This window comes from Microbacterium panaciterrae (genome assembly GCF_039541635.1).
GTDB lineage: Bacteria > Actinomycetota > Actinomycetes > Actinomycetales > Microbacteriaceae > Microbacterium > Microbacterium panaciterrae.
Genome location: NZ_BAABGP010000008.1, coordinates 489,573 through 515,244, shown reverse-complemented (window position 1 = coordinate 515,244; position 25,672 = coordinate 489,573). Strand labels below are relative to the sequence as shown.

23 protein-coding genes are annotated in these 25,672 nt (G+C 70.4%); 17 read left to right on the top strand and 6 right to left on the bottom strand.

The annotated features are described in order from the left end of the window. Positions 1 to 27: 27 nt before the first annotated feature. Complete coding sequence (locus ABD882_RS07430; protein WP_345185682.1) at positions 28 to 822, bottom strand: IclR family transcriptional regulator; 795 nt, start codon at positions 820 to 822, stop codon at positions 28 to 30. A 104-nt stretch (positions 823 to 926) separates the two neighbouring features. On the opposite strand from ABD882_RS07430, the gene ABD882_RS07425 reads away from it, so the two are divergent. From ABD882_RS07425 to ABD882_RS07410, 4 genes are read left to right on the top strand one after another with little or no spacing between them, the layout of a single operon-like run. Beyond that, positions 927 to 1,718, top strand: coding sequence for a CoA transferase subunit A (locus tag ABD882_RS07425; protein ID WP_345185681.1), 792 nt, complete (start codon positions 927 to 929; stop codon positions 1,716 to 1,718). A 1-nt stretch (position 1,719) separates the two neighbouring features. After that, the gene (locus ABD882_RS07420) at positions 1,720 to 2,364 is read left to right on the top strand and encodes a 3-oxoacid CoA-transferase subunit B (RefSeq protein WP_345185679.1); all 645 of its coding nucleotides are present in this window, start codon (positions 1,720 to 1,722) and stop codon (positions 2,362 to 2,364) included. Positions 2,365 to 2,366: 2 nt separating this feature from the next. Next, the gene (locus ABD882_RS07415; protein WP_345185678.1) at positions 2,367 to 3,551 is read left to right on the top strand and encodes an acetyl-CoA C-acetyltransferase; all 1,185 of its coding nucleotides are present in this window, start codon (positions 2,367 to 2,369) and stop codon (positions 3,549 to 3,551) included. Between the two features lie 40 nt (positions 3,552 to 3,591). Next, complete coding sequence (locus ABD882_RS07410) at positions 3,592 to 4,044, top strand: GNAT family N-acetyltransferase (RefSeq protein ID WP_345185675.1); 453 nt, start codon at positions 3,592 to 3,594, stop codon at positions 4,042 to 4,044. Between the two features lie 16 nt (positions 4,045 to 4,060). On the opposite strand, the gene ABD882_RS07405 is transcribed toward ABD882_RS07410, so the two are convergent. After that, complete coding sequence (locus ABD882_RS07405; RefSeq protein ID WP_345185674.1) at positions 4,061 to 4,345, bottom strand: hypothetical protein; 285 nt, start codon at positions 4,343 to 4,345, stop codon at positions 4,061 to 4,063. A gap of 141 nt (positions 4,346 to 4,486) precedes the next feature. Here ABD882_RS07405 and ABD882_RS07400 point away from each other — a divergent pair, with 141 nt between their 5' ends. The 6 genes from ABD882_RS07400 to ilvC all read left to right on the top strand — a co-directional run bounded on the left by ABD882_RS07400 (position 4,487) and on the right by ilvC (position 11,827). Beyond that, positions 4,487 to 5,755, top strand: a complete 1,269-nt coding sequence (locus tag ABD882_RS07400; protein ID WP_345185672.1) for an MFS transporter — start codon at positions 4,487 to 4,489, stop codon at positions 5,753 to 5,755. A 59-nt stretch (positions 5,756 to 5,814) separates the two neighbouring features. Then, complete coding sequence (locus ABD882_RS07395; RefSeq protein ID WP_345185671.1) at positions 5,815 to 7,233, top strand: alpha,alpha-trehalose-phosphate synthase (UDP-forming); 1,419 nt, start codon at positions 5,815 to 5,817, stop codon at positions 7,231 to 7,233. Next, positions 7,230 to 8,018 (top strand): trehalose-phosphatase, encoded by a 789-nt coding sequence (gene otsB, locus ABD882_RS07390; RefSeq protein WP_345185669.1) that lies wholly within the window; start codon positions 7,230 to 7,232, stop codon positions 8,016 to 8,018. Before ABD882_RS07395 ends, otsB begins: the two co-directional genes overlap by 4 nt. A 424-nt stretch (positions 8,019 to 8,442) precedes the next feature. Next, entirely contained in the window at positions 8,443 to 10,245 is a 1,803-nt protein-coding gene (locus tag ABD882_RS07380; protein ID WP_345185668.1) for an acetolactate synthase large subunit, read from the top strand. 3 nt (positions 10,246 to 10,248) lie between these two features. After that, positions 10,249 to 10,758 (top strand): acetolactate synthase small subunit, encoded by a 510-nt coding sequence (ilvN, locus tag ABD882_RS07375; RefSeq protein ID WP_345185665.1) that lies wholly within the window; start codon positions 10,249 to 10,251, stop codon positions 10,756 to 10,758. 40 nt (positions 10,759 to 10,798) lie between these two features. Further along, positions 10,799 to 11,827, top strand: a complete 1,029-nt coding sequence (ilvC, locus tag ABD882_RS07370) for a ketol-acid reductoisomerase (protein ID WP_345185664.1) — start codon at positions 10,799 to 10,801, stop codon at positions 11,825 to 11,827. 57 nt (positions 11,828 to 11,884) lie between these two features. On the opposite strand, the gene ABD882_RS07365 is transcribed toward ilvC, so the two are convergent. The 3 genes from ABD882_RS07365 to ABD882_RS07355 are packed head-to-tail and all read right to left on the bottom strand — an operon-like array spanning position 11,885 to position 15,693. Next, positions 11,885 to 13,009 carry an ABC transporter ATP-binding protein gene (locus ABD882_RS07365; RefSeq protein WP_345185663.1) on the bottom strand — a complete coding sequence of 375 codons (1,125 nt, stop codon included), beginning with the start codon at positions 13,007 to 13,009 and terminating at the stop codon, positions 11,885 to 11,887. After that, complete coding sequence (locus ABD882_RS07360; protein ID WP_425563343.1) at positions 13,006 to 14,628, bottom strand: ABC transporter permease; 1,623 nt, start codon at positions 14,626 to 14,628, stop codon at positions 13,006 to 13,008. Before ABD882_RS07360 ends, ABD882_RS07365 begins: the two co-directional genes overlap by 4 nt. A gap of 9 nt (positions 14,629 to 14,637) precedes the next feature. After that, a complete protein-coding gene (locus ABD882_RS07355) occupies positions 14,638 to 15,693 on the bottom strand; it encodes an iron ABC transporter substrate-binding protein (RefSeq protein ID WP_345185659.1) in 1,056 nt (351 codons plus the stop codon). A gap of 159 nt (positions 15,694 to 15,852) precedes the next feature. Between ABD882_RS07355 and ABD882_RS07350 the strand changes: the two genes are divergently transcribed. Then, entirely contained in the window at positions 15,853 to 17,121 is a 1,269-nt protein-coding gene (locus ABD882_RS07350; RefSeq protein WP_345185658.1) for an alpha-L-fucosidase, read from the top strand. Between the two features lie 34 nt (positions 17,122 to 17,155). Here the strand turns inward: ABD882_RS07350 and ABD882_RS07345 are convergent, their stop codons facing one another. Next, positions 17,156 to 18,319, bottom strand: a complete 1,164-nt coding sequence (locus ABD882_RS07345) for an ROK family transcriptional regulator (protein ID WP_345185656.1) — start codon at positions 18,317 to 18,319, stop codon at positions 17,156 to 17,158. A gap of 210 nt (positions 18,320 to 18,529) precedes the next feature. On the opposite strand from ABD882_RS07345, the gene ABD882_RS07340 reads away from it, so the two are divergent. The 6 genes from ABD882_RS07340 (at position 18,530) to ABD882_RS07315 (ending at position 25,667) form a co-directional block, all read left to right on the top strand. Continuing rightward, entirely contained in the window at positions 18,530 to 19,789 is a 1,260-nt protein-coding gene (locus ABD882_RS07340) for an ABC transporter substrate-binding protein (protein ID WP_345185655.1), read from the top strand. A gap of 64 nt (positions 19,790 to 19,853) precedes the next feature. After that, positions 19,854 to 20,795, top strand: coding sequence for a carbohydrate ABC transporter permease (locus ABD882_RS07335; RefSeq protein WP_345185653.1), 942 nt, complete (start codon positions 19,854 to 19,856; stop codon positions 20,793 to 20,795). Beyond that, positions 20,785 to 21,708 carry a carbohydrate ABC transporter permease gene (locus ABD882_RS07330; RefSeq protein ID WP_345185651.1) on the top strand — a complete coding sequence of 308 codons (924 nt, stop codon included), beginning with the start codon at positions 20,785 to 20,787 and terminating at the stop codon, positions 21,706 to 21,708. Before ABD882_RS07335 ends, ABD882_RS07330 begins: the two co-directional genes overlap by 11 nt. Then, positions 21,705 to 22,694 (top strand): ROK family protein, encoded by a 990-nt coding sequence (locus ABD882_RS07325; RefSeq protein WP_345185649.1) that lies wholly within the window; start codon positions 21,705 to 21,707, stop codon positions 22,692 to 22,694. Before ABD882_RS07330 ends, ABD882_RS07325 begins: the two co-directional genes overlap by 4 nt. A 67-nt stretch (positions 22,695 to 22,761) precedes the next feature. Next, entirely contained in the window at positions 22,762 to 24,312 is a 1,551-nt protein-coding gene (locus ABD882_RS07320) for a M81 family metallopeptidase (RefSeq protein WP_345185870.1), read from the top strand. Beyond that, positions 24,309 to 25,667: an alpha-L-fucosidase gene (locus tag ABD882_RS07315; RefSeq protein WP_345185648.1), complete on the top strand. Its 1,359-nt coding sequence runs from the start codon at positions 24,309 to 24,311 to the stop codon at positions 25,665 to 25,667. The genes ABD882_RS07320 and ABD882_RS07315 overlap by 4 nt, the downstream gene beginning before the upstream one ends. Positions 25,668 to 25,672: the final 5 nt, after the last annotated feature.

Genomic DNA, 25,672 nt, shown 5'->3' with positions numbered 1-25,672 from the left:
GGACGGCTCGGCGCTGCGCCGAGCCGTCTAGCGGCGTGCCCCGGCGATCCGTGCCGAGAGCTGATGCGCGTGGGCGAGCAGGGTGCGTCCGAGCACGGGCAGCCGATCCGGCCCGAACCGGAACTCGACGCCGGTGAGACTCAGCGCCCACTCCGCCCTCCCGTCCCGATCGAACACCGCGGCGCCCATGCCCCAGCTGCCCTCGACGATGAGCCCCGGATTGACCGCATAGCCGCGGGCCTTGGTCTCGGCGAGCCGGCGGCGCAGCGGCTTCTCCCCGTGCACCCGCCCCCAGCGCTCGCCGAGGTCGGGGTGCCGCGCCAGATAGGCATCCACATCGTGGTCGGGAAGGAAGGACAGGATCGCGAGCCCGGCGCTGGCCACGCCGAGAGGGAAGCGCACTCCCTCGCTGAGCACGAAGGAGCGGATCGGGAACGCGCCCTCCTCGCGCAGCAGGCACACGGTCTCATCCGCGCGGCGGACGGAGAGGAACGCGCTCTCCTCGGTCTTGACGGCCAGCGACCGCACCACGTCTTTCGCGAGCTCGGTGATGTCATAGCGCGCCGCGGCCACTGTTCCCATGAGATAGAGCTCCGGGCCAGGCATCCATCGCGCGGTCTGCGGATCCTGATCCACCAGGCCCTCCATGCGCAGCGCCGAGAGCAGCCGGTGCACGGTGGAGCGGCTGAGCCCGGCACGCGTGGCGAGTTCGTGCAGCGCGGCGCCCTCGGGGGAGGCCGTCACCAGGCGCAGCAGCGCGGACGCCCGGGCGATCGCCTGCGCACCGGGCACCGTGCGTCGATTCGGAACCGCTTGTTCCATGATGTGGACGCTATCCGACGCCGCGCCCACATGGCAAGCCCGTGCTTGAGCGCGACGGCCGCCGGGCGCATCCTGGAATCGAGTCCCATGCGAAGGAGCAGCGAGTGATCGACAAGCAATGGCCCTCGGCCGCCGACGCGGTGGCCGACATCCCCGACGGCGCATCGCTCGCGGTCGGCGGGTTCGGCCTCTCCGGCAACCCCATCGCCCTGATCGAGGCGCTGCTCGCCCAGGGCACCACCGAGCTCAGCGTGGTGAGCAACAACTGCGGGGTGGACGACTGGGGCCTCGGCATCCTGCTCGGCGCGCAGCGGATCCGCAAGATGACCTCGTCGTACGTCGGCGAGAACAAGGAGTTCGAGCGGCAGTTCCTCGAAGGCGATCTCGAACTCGAGCTGACGCCGCAGGGGACGCTCGCGGAGAAGCTCCGCGCCGGGGGATCCGGGATCGCCGCGTTCTACACCCAGACCGGCGTCGGCACGCAGGTCGCCGAGGGCGGCCTGCCCCGCCGCTACGCACCCGACGGCACCATCGCCGTGGCCTCGCCGCCGAAAGACGTCCGCACGTTCGACGTGAAAGGTGCGCCGCGTGAGTTCGTGCTCGAGGAGGCGATCACCACCGACTTCTCGCTCGTGCACGCGGCGCTCGGCGACCGGCACGGCAACCTCGTCTTCAACAAGGCCGCGCGCAACTTCAACCCGCTCGCCGCGATGGCGGGGCGGGTCTGCATCGCCCAGGTCGAGCGACTCGTGGAGCCGGGGGAGCTGGATCCGGATCAGGTGCACCTGCCCGGCGTCTACGTGCACCGGATCGTCGAGGTCGGATCCGGCATCGAGAAGCGGATCGAACGGCGCACGGTCCGCCCGTCGGCCGATGCAGAGGCGGGGGAGGCCTGACATGGCGCTGACACGGGACGAGATGGCCGCACGCGCGGCGGCGGAACTCGCAGACGGGTCGTACGTGAATCTCGGGATCGGCCTGCCCACGCTGGTGCCCAACCACGTGCCGGACGGCGTGACGGTCGTGCTGCAGTCCGAGAACGGGATCCTCGGCGTCGGCCCCTATCCGACCCAGGACGCTGTCGACCCCGACCTCATCAACGCCGGCAAGGAGACGGTGACCACGTTGCCCGGGGCGGCGTTCTTCGACTCCGGCCTGAGCTTCGGCATGATCCGCGGCGGCAAGATCGACGCGGCGATCCTGGGCGCGATGCAGGTGAGCGCCAGGGGCGATCTCGCGAACTGGATGATCCCCGGGAAGATGGTCAAGGGGCCGGGCGGCGCGATGGACCTGGTGCACGGCGCGGGGCGGGTGATCGTACTCATGGAGCATGTCGCGAAGGACGGCTCCGCGAAGATCGTCGCCGAGTGCTCGCTGCCGCTGACCGGCCGCGGGGTCGTGCACCGGATCATCACTGATCTGGCAGTCATCGATGTGACGCCGGAGGGACTGCTGCTGGTCGAGCTCGCGCCCGGCGTGAGCGTGCAGGACGTGAAGGAGGCGACGGAGCCGGAGCTGCTCGTCGCGGAGGGACTGGAGTGAACATGGCTGCGGAAGACATCGTCATCGTCGCGGCGGCGCGCACGCCGCAGGGCCGGCTGAAGGGACAGCTGGCGCCGTTCACGGCACCCGAGCTGGGCTCCTTCGCGATCCGCGGCGCGCTGGAGCAGGGCGGGATCGACCCGGCCGAGGTCGACGCCGTCATCGTCGGGCAGGTGCTCGCCGCCGGATCCGGCCAGAACGCGGCGCGTCAGGCCGCGATCGGTGCGGGCATCGGCTGGGACGTGCCCTCCCACTCCGTCAACAAGGTGTGCCTGTCCGGGCTCACCGCCGTGATCGACGCGGCGCGGATGATCCGCACGGGCGATGCGCTCACGGTCGTCACCGCCGGCATGGAGTCGATGACCCGCGCCCCGCACCTGCTGATGGGCTCCCGCGACGGCTGGGCGTACGGATCGGTCGACGTGCTCGACCACATGGCCTACGACGGGCTCACCGACGCCTACGACAGGGAGAGCATGGGGGCGTCGACCGAACGCCACAACCCGCGTTTCGGGCTCACCCGCGAGGCGCAGGACGAAGTCGCCGCCCGCTCGCATCAGCGCGCCGCCGCCGCGCGCGACGCCGGCGTGTTCGACGCAGAGATCGTGCCGGTCAGCGTGCCGCAGAAGCGACAGGAGCCCGTCGTGCTGACGGCGGACGAGGGGATCCGTCCCGAGACGACGGTCGAGACGCTTGCGGCCCTCCGCCCCGCCTTCGCGGAAGGCGGCACGATCACCGCGGGCAACTCGTCGCAGATCTCCGACGGCGCGTCGGCGGTCATCGTCACCACGCGCGCGAACGCCGAGGCGAAGGGGTGGCCCGTGCTCGCCGCGATCGGTGCGAGCGGACAGACCGCCGGCCCGGACAACTCGCTGCAGGCCCAGCCGGCGCGGGCGATCGAGCGGGCGCTGCAGAAGCAGGGCATCACCGTCGCCGACCTCGACCTCGTGGAGATCAACGAGGCGTTCGGCGCGGTCGTGGCCCGGTCATCGACCGAGCTCGGACTGGATCCGGCGATCGTCAACATCCACGGCGGCGGCATTGCGATCGGGCACCCGATCGGCGCGAGCGGCAACAGGCTCGTCGTGCACCTGGCGCACGAGCTGGCGCGACGCGGCGCGGGAACGGCCGTCGCCGCCCTGTGCGGCGGGGGAGGACAGGGCGAAGCGCTGATCCTCACACGGTGAAGTGCGGTCCCGGCGGCGGCTTCGCACGTAGGATCGGCGGATGACGACGATCCGTGCGCTCACCGCTGATGACCGCGACGAGTGGCTGCCGCTCTGGGCCGCCTACATCGAGTTCTACGAGTCAGAGGTCGCCGACGATGTCACCGCGTCGACGTTCGCGCGGTTCCTGGACACCGCCGTCCCGATGCACGGCGCTCTCGCGCGGGACGACGCCGGTCGGGCGGTGGGGTTCGTGCACTGGCTCGAGCACCACGCGACCTGGTCGAAGGGCGGGTACACCTATCTCGAGGATCTGTTCGTGGATCCGTCGGTGCGCGGCGGCGGTGTCGGGCGGGCCCTGATCGCGCACGTGACGGAGGCGGCCCGGGCCGTCGGCAGCGACAAGGTGTACTGGCTCACGGCCGAGACGAACACGACCGCGCGGGCGCTCTACGACCGGGTGGCGACGCGGACCGGGTTCATCCACTACGAGATCGGGCTCGAGGGAGCCTGATCCCGGCCGGCGGGCTTCAGGCCTTCTGCGCCTTGCGCTCGGCCTTCTGAACCGCCTTCAGCTCCTTCTTCGTGCGCTTGAGCTGGGTGCGCGCGACGGGGGAGTCGTGCGCGACGAGTTCGCCCCGCTCGTCCTTGCGCATGTCGGTGATGGCTCCGATCGCGAGCGCGATCGTGATCCCCCAGCTCAGCCAGGCCAGCAGCGCCCGCCACGTGATGGGCGCGTCGCGCGTGCCGCGCAGCAACGCGATCCCGCTCGTGACAGCGCTGAACAGACCGCTGGCGAAGACGTAGTTGCGCATGGCTCCACGCTACTCGGAAGACGGCATCTCAGTAGAATGGGCCGAACAGCAGTGCACCTACCGGCCGTCGGCTCTTCCGGCGGACAGCGGCGGCACCCGAACCGCGTCCGTGTACGCGGCAGAAGCGCGACTCGAACCGCTATGACATCGCACACCTTCTCCGGCTCGGGTCCGAGCCTGTTCCGCCTGGCGGGGCTGCCCTACTTCGTGATCGCGTTCGTGGCACGGCTCCCGTTCGCGATGATGGTGGTCGGCGTGCTCACCGTGGCGGTCGCGGCCCGCGGGTCGCTCTCGCTCGGCGGGCTCACCTCGGCCGCCGTCGGCATCGGCACGGCGTGCTTCGGCCCGCTGCTGGGAGCCGCGGCCGACCGGTACGGGCAGCGCGTGGTGCTCGGCGTGCTGGCGGTGGCGAACACGGCAGCGCTGATCGGCTTCGCGCTGGTGGTCTACTCGGCGGCGGCGGAGCCGCTCGTGCTGCTCAGCGCCTTCGCGATCGGCGCCACCGCACCTCAGGTCTCGCCCATGTCGCGATCCCGGCTGGTCACGATCATCGCCGAGCGCATCCCTGCGGAGCGCCGGGCCCGCACGGTCTCGTCGACGATGTCGTACGAGTCGGCGGCAGACGAGACCGTGTTCGTGTTCGGTCCGTTCCTGGTCGGCGTGCTGGCCACCGCGATCGCGCCGTGGATGCCGCTGGTGATCGCTGCCGCGCTGATCCTGGTGTTCGTGGGCGCCTTCGCCCTGCACCCGAGCGCCGCGCACGTGTCGGCCCGGCGCGGCGCTGACGGGCGCGCCGCCTCGAACGTCGCCGAGCTGTTCCGGCCGCGTCTGCTGATCGTGGTGGCCGGCATGTTCGGAGTGGGCCTGTTCTTCGGCACCATGCTCACCGCGCTCACGGCGTTCATGACCGAGCACGGCCGTGCCGAGGAGGCGGGCCTGCTGTACGGCGCGATGGGAGTCGGATCCGCGCTGCTCGCGCTGGCCGTCGCCTTCCTTCCTGCGCGGTTCACCCTGCCTGCGCGGTGGCTCGTGTTCGCCGGCGTGCTCTTCGGTGGCAGCCTGCTGCTGCTCTCGGTGCACGACGCGATGGCGATGCTCGTCGCGCTGACGCTGATGGGGTTCGGGATCGGGCCGACCCTGGTGACGCAGTTCAGCCTCGGCGCCGCGTTCGGCCCCCTCGACCGCACCGCCACGGTGATGACGATGCTCGGCTCTGCGCTGATCGTCGGCCAGGCGGTCGGCGCCGTGGCCACGGGTCAGCTCGCCCAGGTCGCGGGGGCGCAGCCCGCCCTCGTGCTGCCCGTGCTGGCGGCGGGGTTCGTGCTCCTCGCAGGCGCGGGCAACGCCGTGCTCGCCCTGGCCGGGCGCAGGGGGCCGGCCCAGGAGCCGCGGGCCGACGTGGTGCGATAGCGAGCCGACAGGTTCGTTAGCCTGGAGGAGCCATCCCCCGCTGCAGTGAGGAGCACCCCATGTCCGCAGCATCACCTCCCGCCTCTTTCGTCATCGTCGCCAACCGGCTACCCGTCGATCGTGTGCAGGGCCCCGACGGCGAAGAGATCTGGCGGCGCTCGCCGGGTGGGCTGGTCGCGGCCCTGGAACCCGTCATGCAGGCCGTCGACGGCGCCTGGGTCGGCTGGGCGGGTCAGGCCGGCCTGGAACTCGCGCCCTTCCGTGAGGACGGCATCCGGCTGCTTCCGGTGACCCTGTCGGACGCGGATGTCGAGGAGTACTACGAGGGCTTCTCGAACGACACGATCTGGCCGCTCTATCACGACGTGATCTCGTCGCCGCAGTATCACCGCGAGTGGTGGGACGCGTACGTGCGGGTGAACCGGCGCTTCGCGGAGCGCGCGGCCGACGCGGTGGCCCAGGGCGGCACGGTCTGGGTGCACGACTATCAGCTGCAGCTCGTCCCGGCGCTGCTGCGCGAGCTGCGCCCCGACGTGACGATCGGCTACTTCCATCACATCCCGTTCCCCGCGCACGGGCTGTACGCCCAGCTGCCCTGGCGGGATCAGGTGCTGCAGGGGCTGCTGGGCGCCGACGTGGTCGGATTCCAGCGCGCGCAGGATGCGACGAACTTCCTCGCCGCGGTGCGCCGGCGGCTGCGTCTGGAGGTCAAGGGCTCCACCGTCGTCGCGCCGTACGGCGGCCCGCGGACGGTGACGGCGCGCGCCTTCCCGATCTCGATCGACACCGTGCCGTACGTCGAGCTCGCGGCGCGGCCCGACGTGCGCGCCAGGGCGGCCGAGATCCGCGCCGGCCTCGGCAACCCGAAGAAGATCCTGCTCGGCGTGGACCGGCTCGACTACACCAAGGGCATCGGGCATCGCATCAAGGCGTTCGGAGAGCTGCTCGCGGAGGGCCGCCTCTCCGTGGAGGACGTGACCCTGGTGCAGGTCGCGAGTCCGAGCCGCGAACGCGTCGACGCCTACGTGCAGCTGCGCGAGGAGATCGAGCTCGCCGTCGCCCGCATCAACGGCGACCACGACACCATGGACCACACCGCCATCCGCTACCTGCATCAGGGTTTCCCGCGCGAGGAGATGGTCGCGCTGTACCTCGCGGCCGACGCGATGTTGGTCACTGCGCTGCGCGACGGCATGAACCTCGTCGCGAAGGAGTATGTCGCGACCCGGGACGATCACCGCGGCGTGCTCGTGCTCAGCGAGTTCACCGGCGCGGCCGACGAACTGCGTCAGGCCGTGCTGGTGAACCCGCACGACATCGAGGGACTCAAGGACGCCATCATGCAGGCGGTCGAGATGCCGCCGCGCGAGCAGACCCGGCGGATGCGGGCGCTGCGCAGGCGGGTGCTGGAGAACGACGTGAACGCCTGGTCGCGGGACTTCCTCGCGGCCCTCGACGATGTACGGAGCAATCGATGACCCGCACCTGGACCCCAGCGGGCGACGACCCCGCGCTCGCCGCCCTCGCCCGGGAGCCGCGCCTGCTGGTCGCGCTCGACTTCGACGGCACGGTCTCCCCGCACACCGACGACCCGATGGCCTCGCGGGCGCTCCCCGCAGCCGCCGCCGCGGTCGCCCGGCTCGCCGCGCTGCCGGACACGTTCGTCGCCTACGTCTCGGGTCGGAGCCTGGACCACCTGCGCGAGATCACGGAGCACGACGACACCTCGCGGATCCTGCTCGCCGGCTCGCATGGCGCGCAGTACTGGTTCCCCGACTCCGGCGAGGAGACCGACCTGTCCACCGAACCGGCTGACCGCACCGAGGTGATCGACGAGCTGCGCGCGCTGATCGCCGACCTCGACGGGGTCGTCTACGAGCCGAAGACGTTCGGCTTCGGGGTGCACACCCGCACGGCGGCCCCCGGCCAGGAAGAGCTCGCCTTCGTCCGCGTGGAGAAGTGGGCGCCGGAGCGTATCCCGTCCTGGCGGCGGCGCACCGGGCACCACCTGCGCGAGTTCTCCTGGCGGGCCGAGGGCAAGGACGTCGCCCTTGCCCGGCTGCGCGCGCACGTCGGGGCCTCTGCCGTGCTGTTCGCCGGCGACGACGTCACCGACGAGGACGGCATGCACACGCTGTCGGGCGCGGATCTGGGGGTGCGGATCGGCACGGGGGAGACCGCCGCCGGGCTGCGGGTGCCGGATCCTGCGGCCTTCGCCGTGCTCCTGGACCGGCTCGCCGACCTGCGCACGGCCGGGCAATAGACTGCTTGCATGCGCGCCCAGCACGGATCCGACCGTCCGCCGTCCGCGCGCGCGGACGGCGGGGATGTGCCGGAAGATGCGTTAGGCTGGATGCACGTTCGCACCGTGATCGGCACAACCGGATCCCGGATCGGACGCAGAGCTCCGGCCGTCGCCATGACCGCCGGGCGCGATGGTGATCTGATTCGGGTCGATATCGCGGCTCGCGCTCTCGACCCACTCGTCGATGAGCCAGAGCCGGGCTTGTGCCGTCGAGGGCGTTCTCGACGCAGCGAGCCGACCTCTCCGCGCTGCACCCGAGGCGTTCCAGCCCTGCATCTCCGGCTCGCACGGTCCGCACCCCGCGGCCCCCGCCGGACTGTCTTCCACGACGGGGCGCTGTCCCGCCGTCTCCGCCGATCGTTCATCATCGCAAGGAACCTTCATGACCGCTGACACCGCTCCAGCCGTCCCCCGCCCGCCTGCCCGTCCGGCGTCGGCACCCGTCCTCACGGGCGCCCAGGCCGTCGTCCGCTCCCTCGAGCTCCTCGGAGTCACCGACGTGTTCGGGATCCCGGGCGGCGCGATCATGGAGGTCTACGACCCGCTGATGAGCTCGACCGAGCTCCGGCACATCCTGGTGCGGCACGAGCAGGGTGGCGGGCACGCCGCGGAGGGCTACGCGACCGCGTCCGGCCGAGTCGGCGTCACGATCGCGACCTCCGGTCCCGGCGCCACCAACCTCGTGACCGCGATCGCCGACGCGTACATGGACTCGATCCCGATCGTCGCGATCACCGGCCAGGTGTTCTCCACCCTCATGGGCACGGACGCGTTCCAGGAGGCCGACATCGTCGGCATCACCATGCCGATCACGAAGCACTCCATCCTGGTCAAGCGCCCCGAGGACATTCCGGGGGCGATCGCAGCGGCCTTCGAGATCGCGAGCACCGGCCGTCCCGGCCCCGTCCTCGTGGACATCACCAAGGACGCGCAGAAGGCCACCGCGCCGTTCGTCTGGCCGCCCAAGTACGACCTGCCGGGGTACCGGCCGGTGACCAAGGCGCACGGCAAGCAGATCCAGGCCGCCGCGACCCTGCTCGCCGAGGCGAAGAAGCCGGTGCTCTACGTCGGCGGCGGGATCATCCGCGGCCGCGCGTCGGCGGAGCTGCTCTCGCTCGCCGAGCTGACCGGCGCGCCTGTCGTGACCACGCTGATGGCGCGCGGCGCCTTCCCCGACTCGCATCCGCAGCACGTCGGCATGCCCGGCATGCACGGCACGGTGCCCGCGGTGCTGGCGCTGCAGGAGGCCGACCTGCTGATCGCCCTCGGCACCCGGTTCGATGACCGGGTGACCGGCAAGGCGGAGCTGTTCGCGCCGGACGCCAAGGTCGTGCACGTCGACATCGACCCCGCCGAGATCTCCAAGATCCGCATCGCGGACGTGCCGATCGTGGGCGGCGTCCGGGAGGTCATCACCGACCTGGAGGCGGCGTTCCGCGGCCTCCTCGGTGGCGCGAAGGGCGACATCGAGGAGTGGTGGGCGTACCTCGACGGCCTCCGTGCAGAGTTCCCGCTCGGCTACTCCGAGCCCGAGGACGGCCTGCTCTCCCCGCAGCACGTCATCCAGCGCATCGGCGAGCTGACCGGCCCCGAGGCCGTGTACGCGGCCGGCGTGGGGCAGCACCAGATGTGGGCGGCGCAGTTCATCAAGTACGAACGACCCAACTCCTGGCTCAACTCCGGCGGCGCCGGCACCATGGGCTACGCGGTCCCCGCGGCCATGGGCGCCAAGGTCGCCGAACCCGAGCGCGTGGTGTGGGCGATCGACGGTGACGGCTGCTTCCAGATGACCAACCAGGAGCTCGCGACCTGCGTCATCAACAACATCCCGATCAAGGTCGCGATCATCAACAACTCCTCCCTCGGCATGGTCCGCCAGTGGCAGACCCTGTTCTACGAGGGCCGGCATTCGAACACCGACCTGAACACCGGACACGGGACGATCCGGATCCCCGACTTCGTCAAACTCGCCGAGGCCTACGGCTGCCTCGGGATCCGAGTGGAGAAGGAAGAGGAGATCGACGCCGCGATCACGCTCGCACTGGAGACGAACGACCGCCCCGTGGTGATCGACTTCGTCGTGAGCGCGGACGCCATGGTGTGGCCGATGGTGCCGCAGGGCGTCAGCAACAGCTACATCCAGTACGCGCTCGAGCACGCGCCCGCTTTCGACGAGGAGGACTGATCCATGTCCACGCATGTCCTGAGCCTCCTCGTGGAGGACACCCCTGGTCTGCTGACCCGCGTCGCCGGCCTGTTCGCGCGCCGCGGCTTCAACATCGAGTCCCTCGCCGTGGGCGTGACCGAGGTCCCGGGGGTCTCCCGGATCACCGTCGTCGTCGACGTCGAGGAGTTCCCGCTCGAGCAGGTGACCAAGCAGCTGAACAAGCTGATCAACGTCATCAAGATCGTCGAGCTGGAGCAGAACGCCTCGGTGCAGCGCGAGCACATGCTCGTCAAGGTGCGCACCGACAACAACACGCGCTCAAACGTGCTGGAGGTCGTGAACCTCTTCCGCGCGTCCGTCGTCGACTACGCCCCCGAGGCGCTGGTGGTCGAGGTCACCGGCGACAAGGGCAAGGTCGAGGCGTTGCTGAAGGCTCTCGAGCCGTTCGGGATCAAAGAGCTCGCCCAGTCGGGCCTGCTCGCGATCGGCCGTGGCGGCAAGAGCATCACCGAGCGCGTCCTGCGCAGCTGAACCCTCAGATTTCCACATACCCCAACAAGGAGAAACACAAGTGAGCACCGAGATCTTCTACGACGCAGACGCGGATCTGTCGATCATCCAGAACAAGAAGGTCGCCATCGTCGGCTACGGCTCGCAGGGCCACGCGCACGCGATGAACCTGCGCGATTCCGGCGTCGAGGTCACGATCGCCCTCAAGGAGGGCTCCGCGTCGATCGCGAAGGCGACCGAGGCGGGCTTCGAGGTCAAGACCGTCGCCGAGGCGACCCAGTGGGCCGATCTGATCATGATCCTCGCGCCGGACCAGCACCAGCGCGGCATCTACCGCGACTCGATCGCGCCGAACCTCGCCGAGGGCAAGACCCTCGCGTTCGCACATGGGTTCAACATCCGCTTCGGCTACATCGACGCGCCCGAGGGCGTCGACGTGATCCTGATCGCGCCGAAGGCCCCCGGCCACACCGTGCGCCGCGAGTTCGTCGCGGGCCGCGGCATCCCGGACATCATCGCCGTCGAGCGCGACGCGTCCGGCACCGCCTGGGCCACCGCGCTCTCCTACGCGAAGGCGATCGGCGGCACCCGGGCCGGCGTCATCAAGACGACCTTCACCGAGGAGACCGAGACCGACCTGTTCGGCGAGCAGGCCGTGCTCTGCGGTGGCATGAGCCACCTCGTGCAGGCCGGCTTCGAGACCCTCACCGAGGCGGGCTACCAGCCGCAGATCGCCTACTTCGAGGTGCTGCACGAGCTCAAGCTCATCGTCGACCTGATGTGGGAGGGCGGCATCGCCAAGCAGCGCTGGTCGATCTCCGATACGGCCGAGTTCGGCGACTACGTGTCGGGCCCGCGCATCATCGATTCCGGTGTCAAGGCGCGCATGAAGGACGTCCTCACGGACATCCAGTCCGGCGCGTTCGCGACCCGCTTCATCGAGGACCAGGACAACGGCGCGACCGAGTTCCTCGCCCTCCGCGAGAAGGAGCAGGGGCACCCGATCGAGGTCACCGGTAAGGAGTTGCGCGCCCTGTTCGCGTGGAAGCAGTCCGACGAGGACTACGTCGAGGGCTCTGCCGCGCGCTGATCCTCTTCCGCACGCAGAACGGGCGTCCCTTTCGAGGGGCGCCCGTTCTGCGTCGTGTCACGCCGGGAAGACCACGCCTTCGCCGACGACGCGGAGCGCGATGCGCTGGCCGGGGCGGGTGAGGGCGGCGTTCCAGTGCCGGATCGTGATCGCGGGGGGATCGCCGGGCAGGCGCGGATCCGCGTCGGCGCGCGGCTCCAGCCGGATCCGCACCGACGACTCCGCGCCGAAGTGCACGCCCTCCTCGATGATCGCGTGGATCGACGATTCGGTGACGAGCCGCACCTGCTCCGGCCGCAGCATGAGCCGCACACGGCCCTGCACGGGCGGGTTGCGCACCGGCACGTACCCGAGTGCGCAGGAGGCGAGGGATCCGTCCAGCCACGCGTCCAGGACGATCGCGTCGCCGAGGAACTCCGCCACGCCGCGATCGATCGGGCGCGTGTAGACGACGAACGGGTGCCCGGTCTGCACCAGGCGGCCGTCGCGCATGACGGCGACCTGGTCGGCGAAGCTGAGCGCCTCGGACTGGTCGTGGGTGACCAGGATCGTCGTCGTGCCGGCGTCCGTGAGGATCTGCGCGACGGCTTCACGGGTCGCGGCGCGCAGGCCCGTGTCGAGGGCGGAGAACGGCTCGTCCAGGAGCATCAGCTCCGGCTCCCGCGCGAGGGCCCGGGCGATCGCGACGCGCTGCTGCTGGCCGCCGGAGAGCTGGTCGGGCCGCCGGTCAGCGACGTCATGCGGGAGCGAGACGAGATCCAGGAGATCGGAGATCCGGCGCTCGCGGGCGCCCCGCCGGGTGCCGTCCAGTCCGAAGGCGATGTTGCGCGCCACGGACAGGTGCGGGAACAGCCCGCCGTCCTGCGTGACGTAGCCGATGTCGCGGCGGTGCACCGGCACCCAGGCGTCCGGCCCCGCGACGGTGGCGGATCCCAGCACGACCTCGCCGCTGTCGGGGCGCTCGAACCCGGCGATGATCCGCAGCAGCGTGGTCTTGCCCGACCCGGAGGCGCCGACGACGGCGGTGATGCCGCCGGTCTGCACGGCCAGATCGACCCCGTGCAGCACCTGCCGGCCGCCGTACGAGGCGGTCACCCCGGCGACCTGCAGATGGGCCGTGGGAAGCGGACCGGTGCCGGGAGCGGGCACAGCCCCGAAGGATCCGAGGTTGCGTGCGGTCATGAGGACTCCGCCTTCGATTCCAGAGCGTCTGCGGGCGCGGCCGTGGCCGTGGAGGCTCTTGTGGACTGCCGGAACAGGAGATACGTCATCGGCGCGGAGAGCAGGATCAGCAGCGTCGCGTAGGGAGCCGCGCCGGCGAAGTCGATCTCGCTGGACAGGCTCCAGAACCGGGTGGCGAGGGTCTGCACGCCGATGGGTGAGAGCAGCAGCGTCGCGGTGAGCTCTCCGGCCACGGCGAGGAACACCATCGCCAGGGCGGCCGCGGTGGCGGGCGCCACGAGGCGCAGGGTGACGCCGACGAAGGCCCGCAGCGGACTTCGCCCGAGCGCCTGCGCTGCCTCCTCCAGGGCCTCGGGAGCCTGCGCGATCCCGGCCTGCAGGGGCACCAGCGCGCGGGGGAGGAAGAGCAGCGCGTAGGCGATGAGCAGCAGCGCCGTGGTCTGGTAGACCGCCGGCACGAAGAACAGCGACACCGTGACCAGGGCGAGCGCGAGCACGATGCCCGGCATCGAGCTGGTGATGTAGTTCGTCCGCTCCAGCACGCGGCTGAGCGGCCCGGGATGGCGCACCGCGAGCCAGGAGAGCGGGAACGCGGCGACCACGGTGACGAGGCCGCCGCCGAGCGCGAGGCCGAGGGTTTGCAGCAGCGTGGACGCCAGTTCGGACGCCTCCCACACCGCGGCGCCGCCGTGCGCGAGCCAGCCGCCGATCACGACGGCCGGGACGCCGAGGGCGGCGATCCCGAGCGCCAGCAGGGCCAGCTGGGCGGGGACCTGCCACACCCGCAGGCGGATCCGGCGCGGCGGCGCGGCGGTGCCGGATCCGATCCGCGCGTATCGCGCCCGCCCGCGCGCCCTGCCCTCGAACAGCAGCAGCGCGAAGCAGAGCAGCATCAGCACCCCGGACAGCATGCTGCCGGCCGCGCCGTTGAAGGTGGAGCGGTACTGGTCCATGATCGCGGTCGTGAACGTGTCGAAGCGGATCAGCGCGAACGCGCCGTACTCGCTGAGCAGGTGCAGCCCGACCAGCAGCGCCCCGCCGAGCAGGGCCAGCCGCAGCTGCGGCAGCACCGTGCCGAAGAACACCCGCACGGGTCCCCGGCCGAGGCTTGCGGCGGCCTGCTCGAGCCCGGGATCCAGCCGGGCCAGCGCGGCGCGCACGGGCAGGTAGACCAGGGGGAAGTACGACAGCGTCGCGAGCAGCACCCCGGATCCGAGCCCGGCGAGCGACGGGATCGCCGACACCCAGGCGTAGGAGTTCACGAAAGCCGGGATCGCCAGGGGCATCGCCAGCACCGCACCCCACGCGCCCGCGCCGGCGAGCGAGGTGCGCTCGACCAGCCACGCGCCGCCGACGCCGAGCACCGCGCACAGCGGCACCGTGATCACCACGAGCAGCACGGTGTTCGTCAGCAGTTCGCCGACGCGAGGGCGGAAGATCAGCGCCGCGGACTGCTCCCATCCGATCTGGGCGGCCGTGCCGGCGACGAACAGCAGCGGCAGCAGGGAGAGCGCGGCGACGACCACGGCGGCGGCCACCACGCCCCAGGAGGATACCGCGAAGGGCGACCGGAGCGGTCGAGCTCCGTCCGCCCCTCGCGTGGTGGCTGTGGTGGTGATTTCGTCGTCCTACAGCAATCCGGCCTGAGTCATCAGGTCGGTGACCTGCTTCGAGTTCAGCGTAGCCGGGTCGATGGTGGGCGCCTGCAGATCCTTCAGCGGCACGAGCTTCGGGTTCGCGGCGACGCCGGATCCGACCGGGTACTCGAACGAGGTGCCGGTCTGCAGGATCTTCTGGCCCTCGGTGCCCGTGACGAACGCGAGGAACTTCTGCGCGGCGGCCTGGTGCGTGCTGGATGCGAGCACCCCGCCGCCGGAGATCGACACGAACGCGCCGGGATCCTGGTTCTTGAAGTAGTGCAGAGCGACGTTCTTCGAGTTCTCCGCGGTCTGCGCCTGGTCGCCGAACCAGTAGTAGTGGTAGATGATCGCGCCGTCGATCTCACCGGCGTTGACGGCCTTCATCGCCGTCGAGTTGCCCTTGTAGGCGACCGAGTTGGTCTTCATGGCCTTGAGCCAGTCTTCGGCCGCGGTCGCGCCCTTCAGCTGCACGAGGGCGGAGACGATCGCCTGGAAGTCGGCGCCGGACGGCGATGCGGCCCAGCGGCCCTTCCAGGACGGATCGGCCAGGTCCATCATCGACTTCGGCAGCTGCGCCTCGGTGAGCTTGGCGGTGTTGTACGCGAACACGGTCGAGCGCGCCGCGATGCCGACCCACTTGCCCGAGGACGGGCGGTACTCGGTCGGGACGTTCTTCAGCGCCTCGGCACCGGGGGAGGTGAACAGGCCCGCCTTCTCGACCGCGGACATCGAGGGGGAGTTCTCCGTGAGGAACACATCGGCGGGGGAGCGCTTGCCCTCCTGGATCAGCTGCTGCGACATCTCGGTGTCGTCGCCGTTGCGCACCTGGACCTTGATCCCGGTCGCCTTGGTGAAGGCGTCGGTCCAGCTCTTGGTGAGCTCTTCGTGCTGAGCGTTGTAGACCGTGATGGTCTGGCCGGCAAGGCTGTCGCCGCCGGCGCTGCCGCTCGGAGCGGGGGATCCGGAGCCGCTGCAGGCGGCGAGGGTCAGAGCGGCGGCGGCGGTGGCCGCGACGGCGGAGATCAGACGGAGGCGGCGCTTCACGAGGGATCCTTCGGTTCAGGAGTGGGGACACCACCAATATAGGTAAGGCAACCCTTAGATGCGAATCGAGAACGTCACAGAGCTGTCACGCGATACCCGCTCGGGCAGACATCCGATGTCTATGCCAGGATGGATTCCGACGGAGAGAGAGGCGACGCGATGCGGCAGCAGTGGTTCGACGAGGCACGGTTCGGGATGTTCGTGCATTTCGGTCTGTACAGCGGGGCGGCGCGGCACGAGTGGGTGCAGAACTACGAGCGGCTGTCCGCGGAGGACTACCGGACGTACTTCGATCACTTCGATCCCGACCTCTTCGACGCCGCAGCGCTCGCGCGGCGGGCCAAGGCCACGGGCATGGGCTACGTCGTGCTCACCACGAAGCATCACGACGGATTCTGCCTGTGGGACTCGGCGCTCACCGACTACACATCGGTGCAGGCGTGCGGGCGGGATCTGGTCCGCGAGTACGTGGACGCGCTGCGCGCCGAGGGCCTGCGGGTCGGCCTCTACCACTCGCTGATCGACTGGCATCACCCGGATTTCACGGTCGACGCGAACCATCCGCTGCGCGGTGACGACGCGGAGCGGGCGCGCAACGCCGAGCGCGACATGGGCCGGTATCGTGCCTATCTGCACGGCCAGGTGCGCGAGCTGCTCACGCGGTACGGCGACATCGACTACCTGTTCTTCGACTTCACCTACCCCGTGTCCCACGGCGGCTGGGAGGGCAAGGGACCGGCGGACTGGGACGCGGAGGCGCTCCTCGCGCTGTGCCGCGAACTGCAGCCGCAGATGCTGGTGAACGACCGCCTGGGTATTCCGGCGGACTTCGTCACCCCCGAGCAGTACCAGCCCACGTCGCCGATCGTCGTCGACGGCGTGCCGCAGGTGTGGGAGGCGTGCCAGACGATCAACGGATCCTGGGGATACCACCGCGACAACCACGACCAGAAGTCCGCCGTGCTGCTCGCCCAGATGCTCGCCGACTCGGTGTCCATGGACGGCAACATGCTGCTCAACATCGGCCCGGACGGGCGGGGGAGCATCGCCGCACGTGACGAGGCCGTGCTCGCGGAGCTCGGCGAATGGATGCGCCTGCACCGCGGTGCGATCGTCGGGGCGGGCCATGCCGGGTTCCCGGCACCGCGCGAGGGCGTGTACACCCGGGGCGGCGACCGGCTCTACGTGCACCTGTTCTCCTGGCCGCTCGGCCACCTGCACCTGGAGGGCCTGGCGGGGCGGGTCACGTATGCGCGCCTCCTGAACGACGGATCCTGGCTGCGGACGTCCGTGACAGACCCGGATCAGGCGGCGACGCTGATGACGCCGGCGGGAGAGGCCGCCGGGACGCTGACAGTGCACCTGCCCGTGCGGCGGCCCGACGTGCTGATCCCCGTCATCGAGCTGACACTCGCCGACGCAGGCTGACGCAGGCTGAGGCCGGGCGACGCGGCGGCCGGGGTCAGGCCACCGGGTCGATCCGCTCGAGAGCGATCCGGGCGGCGCCGTAGAGCGCTGCGTCCGGACCGGTGCGTGCGGACTCGATCCGCAGCGTCTGGGTCGCCAGCGGATGGCACGCCTCGTAGACCCGGCTGCGCACCGCGGCGAGGAACGGCTCGCTCGTGCTCATGCTGCCGGTGAGGAACACGGCGTGCGGATTGAAGAAGTTGACGACGCCGGACAGCACCTGGCCGAGGTGGGTGCCCGCCGTGCGGACGAGCGTGGTCGCGATCGGATCGCCGTTGCGCGCACGGTCCAGCACGTCGGCGGCACCCGTCACGGCGATCCCGCGCTCACGCATCTGCCGGACGAGTCCCGCGCCGCTGGCGATCGTCTCGAGGCAGCCGTGATTGCCGCAGGAGCAGGGGATGTCCGCAGCCTCGGCGATGCGGGTGTGCGTGATGTCTCCGGCGGCGGCGGTGGCGCCGCGATGCACGGATCCGGCCACGATGATCCCGCTGCCGATCGCGGTTCCGGCCTTGACCGTGATGCTGTGCTGGGTGCGGGAGAGGCTGCGGTGGTGCTCGCCGAGCGCCATCAGGTTCGCATCGTTGTCGACCGCGGACGGGACGCCGAAGCGTTCGGCGAGGGCGTCGCCGAACCGGAAGCCCGGCCAGCCCGGCATGCGTGACGGCTGATCGACGCTGCCGGTCTCGAAGTGGACGGGGCCCGGCAGAGCGACGCCCACCGCTCTGATGTCTGCCCCCTCGGCGAGCTCGCGGAAGCCGGCCTCCAGCAGGGCGAGAGTCGCGTCGGGGCCGTCCGCGATGGTGATCGGGATCGTCTTCGTGCGGTGCAGGTGGCCGCCGAGATCGAGGATCCCGAGACGCGCGTGCTCCCCGCCGAGTTCCGCGGCAAGCACGCGGCGCTGCGTGCGGCCGAGCGAGAGGCGCCGGGGGCGGCGTCCTCCTGAGGACTGCCCCTGTCCGTCTTCGCGCAGGATCCCGGCCTCCACGAGCTCCTGCACGCGCAGCGACACCGTGGACGGGGCGACGCCGAGCAGCCGGGCGAGATCGGAGCGCGATGCCGCCTCGCCGCGGGCGACGAACTCGACGATCTGCCGGGAGTGGTCACCGGAGACGTGCGAGTCAGCGGGGGAGGGCGCGCCGTCAGTCAAGGGCGTCATGACACTTCCTTTGAGATCGAATGAAGACAACACTAGCGGCCACGGGCGGTTTCGTGTGGCATTGTCACGGAAATCTCACAATCCTACGGAGACATCGGATGTTCGTGTGGCATCTTCATCCGACTTCTGGCAGGATGAACGCACATACCCCGAACTTCTTCGTTCGACATCAAACGAAGAATCTCTCTCCGTGCCTGAGGAGGCATTTCAATGAAGAAGATTCACCTCGTCCCCGCGGCGGCGTTCACGGTGGGCGCCGCGCTCGTCCTCACCGGATGCGGTGCCGGGAGCAGCAGCGCCGGCGCCGACAGCAAGACCGTCGTGGTCGACATGTGGGCGGGTTCCGCCGATGACACCAAGGCGCTCCAGGCGCAGGTCGACATCGCGAAGAAGCAGAACCCCGACCTGAAGATCGAGCTGCGCACGTCGCCGTGGAACGACTTCTTCACGAAGCTCACCACCAACATGGCCTCGGGCAACATGGCCTGTGTCACCGGCATGAACAGCGGAATGCTCTCGAGCTACACGGCCGGCTTCCAGAAGCTCGCCGCCGCCGACCTGACGGCCGCGGGGCTCAAGGAGGGCGACTTCGCCGCCGGCACCACAGAGATCCTGAAGAACAAGGGCGACCTGTACGGCCTGCCGTTCGACACCGCCACGATGCTCGTCTACTACAACGCGGACCAGCTGAAGGCGGCGGGCGCCGCAGACCCGAAGCCGGGCTGGACCTTCGACGACTTCGAGAAGACCGCCAAGGCGGCCACCCGCGACGGCAAGCAGGGCTTCGCCGTCGGCATGGGCGACTTCCAGTGGCAGGCGCTGCCGATCGCGAAGGCCGGCGTGCAGCCCGCCACGCAGGACGGCAAGCTGCAGCTCACCGACAAGAAGTTCGAGGACGCGTCGTCCTGGTACGCGAGCCTCGTCACCGACCAGAAGGTCGCGCTGCCCGTCGCGAGCGCCTCGGACGGCGGCTGGGGCGAGGACCAGTACTCGAACGGCAACGCCGCGATGGCGGTCGACGGCACCTGGAACGCGGTCAGCTACCTGAAGAACCAGGCCGGCTTCACCGCGGGCATGGCGCCGCTGCCCAGCAACGGCAACGGATCGCTGAGCCTCATCCTCGGCTCGGGCTACGGCATCTCGAAGACCTGCAAGAACAAGGACGCGGCGCTCAAGGTGCTCGGATCCCTGCTCAGCAAGGACTCGCAGGACTACATCGCTTCCTCGGGCCGCAGCTACCCCGCGCGCACCGAGAGCCAGCCGCTGTACTTCCAGTCCATCGACGAGAAGTTCCGCCCGCAGGTCGAGGAGGTCTTCAAGGCCGCGTTCTCGCACGTGCAGGGCCAGTACGTCACCGACAACTGGTCGAAGGTCGGCACCTACGTCCAGCCGCAGCTGGTGAGCGTGTACAACGGCCAGGCGAAGATGGCCGACGTGCTGCAGAGCGCGCAGCAGCAGTTCGGCAAGTGATCACCTCCCCGGTCCGGCGGATCGCTCCGCCGGACCGGGGATCCATGCAGCAGAAGGAGGAACGGTGACCATCGCCGCATCCCGCCGCGGGCTCCAGCCCCGCCGCGGTACCCAGAGCCGTCGGCGGTCGCTGGCGCGTGCCGAGGGCCGTCAGGCGCTCGGCTTCGCGAGCCCCGCACTGATCGGCCTCGCCGTCTTCACGGTCGTTCCCGTGGTGCTCTCGATCGTGATGAGCTTCTACAACTGGCCCACGTTCGGAGACAAGACGTTCAACGGCTTCGACAACTACGTCAAGCTGTTCACCGCGAGCCCGGACTTCTGGCCGGCCATGCGCAACACCGCCGTCTTCACGCTCGTTTACGTGCCGCTCAGCATCGTCTGCTCGCTGGTGCTGGCGATGTCGCTCGGACCGCGGATCCGCGGACGCGGGGCGCTGCGCGTGCTGTTCTTCATCCCCGTCGTGACCCCGATGGTCGCCAGCGTGCTGGTGTGGAAGATGATGCTGCAACCTCAGGGCCTGTTCAACGGGATCGCGCAGGGCTGGTTCGGGATGAAGCTGCCGAACTTCCTGGCCGACCCGTTCTGGGCGATGGCGATGGTCATCATCATGAGCGTCTGGCAGGGGCTCGGCTACAACATGCTCATCTTCTCGGCCGCCCTCGAGCAGCTGCCGGAGTCGGTCGTCGAGGCCGCCCGCATCGACGGCGCCTCGGGGCTGCGGATGCAGTGGAGCATCGTCGTCCCGATGATCTCGCCGTCGATCTTCTTCGCGACGATCATGACGATGATCACCTCCCTCCAGGTCTTCGCGCAGCCGCAGCTGCTCACCGGCGGCGGCCCGGGCAACGCCACCCAGCCGCTCGTGCAGTTCATCTACAACCAGGGGTTCAAGTTCCAGGATCTCGGCATCGCCGCAGCCGGCGCCTGGATCCTGTTCGCGCTCATCATCATCATCACCGCGCTGCAGTTCGGCGCGCAGAAGAAGTGGGTGCACTATGAGCACTGACCTGCTGCCGGGGACCGTCACCGCCGAGGCCGCCGAGGAGACCCCGCTCGAAGATCGGAAGGGGCGCCCGAAGGCGCCGCTGTCCGCGGGCGAGCGGACCCGCCTGATCATCGCGCACGTGTTCGTCTACGCCGCGGCGCTGATCTTCGTCTCGCCGCTGGTGTACTCGTTCTTCTCGGCCCTGAAGCCGAACAACGAGATGTTCTCGATGCCGCCGAAACTGGTCGGCTCGGAGCTGCGCTGGTCGAACTTCGCCGACGTGTTCGCCTACGGGCCGTTCCTGACGTACATCGGCAACTCGTTCTTCGTCGCGATCGCGGGCACCCTGGTCGTGCTGTTCGTGTCGACCACGGCGGGCTACGCGTTCGGCCGGCTGCGCTGGAAGGGCCGTGACGCCGTGTTCGTGCTCTTCCTGGCGACGCTGATGGTGCCGGCCGAAGTGCTGGTCATCCCGATGTTCCAGGTGATGCAGTGGCTGAACTGGGTCGACACCTATCAGGCGCTCATCTTCCCGTTCGCGTTCACCGCGTTCGGCACCTTCCTGATGCGGCAGTTCTTCCGCGGGATCCCGTACGAGCTCGAAGAGGCGGCCCGCGTCGACGGCGCGGGACCCGTGCGATCCTTTCTGCAGATCATCCTGCCGCTCGCGAAGTCGGCCGTGGCCGTGCTGTCGGTCTTCACCTTCCTCTCGTTCTGGAACAGTTACCTGTGGCCGCTCATCGTGACCGTCGACTACAACGCGCATGGCACGCTCCCCGTGGGTCTCGCGACCTTCTCCGGGCTCACCGGAACCCGATGGGATCTGCAGATGGCGGCGGCGATCATCTCCATGGTGCCGACCACGGTCCTGGTGATCGTGCTGCAGAAGCACCTGGTCAAGGGCATCGCGATGGCGGGACTCGGCGGACGATGAACGACCACGCAGGAGCCGGCGCTGACGAGCGCCGGGAGACCAGCGCGCCCGCGATCGCCGGGATCGACATCGGCGGGACGAAGATCTCCGCCGTGCTCACCGACGCGGACGGATCCGTTCTGGCCCGGGGCGTCGTGCCGGCACCGGCACGGGAGGGCGGTCCCGCGATGGCGGACGCCGCCGCCGCACTCGTGCGCCGGCTGTGCGCCGAGCACGGCGTGCGCCTCGCCGGCGCCGGTGTCGGAGCCGCCGGCGTGATCGACCAGGAGCGCGGCGTCGTCGTCGCCGCCTCGGCCACCTTCGCGAACTGGAGCGGTTTCCCGCTCGCCGCGGAGCTGTCCGCGCGCCTCGACGTGCCCGTGTGGGTGGAGAACGACGTGAACGCGTTCCTCCTCGGCGAGCTGCGCTGGGGCGCCGCGCGCGGCGAGAGCGACGTGCTCGGCATCATGCTCGGCACCGGGGTCGGCGGCGCCATCGCCCTGGGCGGCGCGCTGCATCACGGCGTGCACGGCGCGGCGGGCGAGATCGGGCACACCCCGGGCTTCAGCGACCTGATGTGCACGTGCGGGCAGGTCGGCCATCTGGAGACGCTCGCCTCGGGGACCTCCATCGCGAAGCGCTACGAGGCGGCGACCGGCATCACCGCGGGAGCCCCCGAGATCGCCGAGCGCGCCCGCGCCGGGCAGGACGAGGCGCGGCAGGTGTTCGCCGACGCCGCACGGGCGACCGCGCTCGCCGCCTCCACCACGGCGTCCCTGCTCGATCTCGGCATGGTCGTGGTCGGCGGCGGCGTGCACGGCGCCTGGGATCTGCTCGAACCCGGCATCCTCGACACGCTGCGCACCGACGCCCCGGTCTCGGGATTCCCGCTCCGGGTCGTGCAAGCCGAGATCTCCGCCGACGCCGTCGCGCTGGGCGCGGCCGCGCTCGCCGCCGCGCGCGTCGCGGATCCTGCCGCCGCGCCCACCTCCCTCATCACCGTCTGAGAAGGAACGAAGCTTCATGACCGAGCCCGCAGCCCCTGCCGCCCGCCCCGACGCCGACACCGTCTGGATGGGCCCGCTTCCGCCGCTGGCCGAGGGCGGACTCGCCCGTCCGCGGATCGGGATCGCCGGGATCTCGATCGAGTCGAGCACATTCTCGCCGCACATCTCCGGCGATGAGGCGTTCACGATCCGGGAGGGCGCGGACCTCCTCGGCTACTACCCGTTCCTGGACGCGGGGCGCGAGCTGCGGGACGCGGTCGAGTGGGTGCCGATCCACCACGGGCGCTCGCTTCCCGGCGGAGCGGTCGCCCCCGCGACCTATCAGCGGATGAAGGACGCGATCGTGCGCGGGATCCGCGCCGAGATCGCTGCCGGAGGACCGTTCGACGGGTTCTTCTTCGACATCCACGGCGCGATGAGCGTCGTCGGCATGCAGGACGCGGAGGGCGACCTCGCCACCGCGGTGCGGGAGGCGCTCGGCGACGACGTGCTGGTGTCGACCTCGATGGACCTGCACGGCAATGTCTCCGAGGTGCTCCGCGACGCGCTCGACCTGCTCACCTGCTACCGGATGGCACCGCACGAGGACTGGATGAACACCAAGGAGCGCGCGGTGTGGAACCTGCTCGTGCGGCTCCGCGGCCCGCACGGATCCGATGTGCTGCGCCGCCGCCCGTACAAGGCGTGGGTGCCGGTGCCGGTGCTGCTGCCGGGCGAGAAGACCAGCACCCGGCTGGAGCCCGCCCGGGGCATCTACGCAGAGGTCCCCGCCGTCGAGGAGCTCGACGGCGTCATGGACGCCGCGATCTGGGTCGGCTACGCATGGGCCGATGAGCCCCGCAACATGGCGATCGTGATGGTCACCGGCGACGACCGCGAGGTCATCGCCCGCGAGGCGGAGCGCCTGGCCCGGCAGTACTGGGACGCGCGCGGCGACTTCGTCTTCGTGGGGCCGACCGCGCCTCTCGGAGCGGCGCTCGATCGTGCGCTCGCAGCGGGCGCCGCCCGCCCGTACGTGATCTCGGACTCGGGCGACAACCCCACAGCCGGCGGTGCGGGCGATGTCTCGTGGACGCTGGGCGAGCTGCTCGCGCGCGAGGACCTCGCCGCTGCCGGCCGGGTCGTCGTGCACGCGTCCGTGTTCGACCGGGACGCGGTGGCGCAGGCCGTCGCCGCGGGTGTCGGCGCGATCGTGACGCTCGACGTCGGCGGGCGCGTGGATCCCGGCCCGCGCGGCCCGGTCCGGATCGCCGGCGAGGTGTTCTCCATCACCGAGGGCGATCCTGCCGCCGGCACCCAGGTCGTGATCCGCGCCGGCAGCGTGCACGCGATCCTCACGGAGCGCCGCAAGCCGTTCCACCATCTCCACGACTTCCGCATGCTGGGGATCGATCCCGCCCGCGCCGATGTGGTGATCGTGAAGATCGGCTATCTCGAGCCCGAGCTGTACGACCTCGCCGCGGACTGGACGCTCGCGCTCACTCCGGGCGGCGTGGACCAGGATCTGCTGCGCCTTGGCCACCACCGGCTCGCACCCGGCGTGTACCCGTTCGACACCACCGGCACTCCGGCGCTCACGGCGCACGTCAGCCGCCGCGGAGAGGGGATCCCCGCATGATGAACTTCGAGAAGCGCACCGGACCCGACTTCGGGACTGCGGCGCCGGTCTATCCGACCCAGGGCGTGCCGGACTGGTACCGCGACGCCAAGCTCGGCTTCTTCGTGCACTGGGGGCTGTACTCGGTGCCGGCCTGGGCGGTGCAGCACGGCGCGGGCGTGCACATCCCCACCGAGGACGCCTACGCCTGGCACCAGTACGCGGAGTGGTACGGCAACACCGTGAGGATCGCCGGCAGCCCGACCTGGCAGCGGCACCAGGAGCTCTACGGTCCCGGCACCTCGTACGAGGACCTCGCCGACCTCTGGGACGCCTCGGCGTTCGACGCCGACGCGTTCGTGAGCGAGCTCGTGGGTGCCGGCGCCCGCTACATCGTGCCGACCACCAAGCACCACGAGGGATTCTGCCTCTGGGGCACCGAGACGACCGGCTTCAACGCCGTCGCCCGCGGACCGCGCCGCGACCTCATCGCCGAGTTCCACGACGCCACGCGGCGCGCCGGTGCGCGCTTCGGGGTCTACTTCTCCGGGGCGCTGGACTGGCACGCGAGCGACTTCCCGGCGATCGAGTCGGACACGGATCTGTTCCGGTTCCGCCGCAACGACGAGCACTTCTCCCGCTACGCCGCCGCCCAGCTCGACGAGCTCATGCAGCGGTTCTCCCCGGACCTGCTCTGGAACGACATCGAGTGGCCGGATCGCGGCAAGGGCCCGGACGACTTCGCGGTCGCGGCGCTGCTGCGCCGCTATTTCGCACAGGTGCCCGACGGTGTGGTGAACGATCGCTGGGGGGTGCCCTACCACGGCTTCCTGACGCGGGAGTACACGCACATCCCGGACATCATCGACGCGCCCTGGGAGTCCACCCGCGGCCTCGGCTACTCGTTCGGGTACAACCAGGCCGAGGACGAGCGGCAGTCGCTCTCCGGCGCGGCGCTGATCCGCCTGCTCGTCGACGTCGTGGCGAAGAACGGCAACCTGCTCATCAACGTCGGCCCGACGGCGACCGGGGAGATCCCGGAACTGCAGCGCCGGGCCATGCGCGAGCTGGGCACGTGGCTTCAGGACAACGGCGACGCGGTCTACGGCACGCGGCCGTGGATCCGTGCGGGGGAGCGGACCGGCGCACCACGCGCCTACACGCGCGCCGAGGGCCTCGTGCACGTGCACGCCCTCGACCCCGCGACGGGGACGCTGGAGCTGCCCGTCGAACTGGCGATGGCGGGCGAGGCGCGCTGGGCCGACGGATCCGCCGCGACGCTGGTCGGATGCGCGGACGGCACCGCGGAGGCCGTGATCCCCGATGCGCTGCGGGGCGAGCCGGTCGCTGTGCTGATGGTGGCCGACGCGGGCTGAGCGAG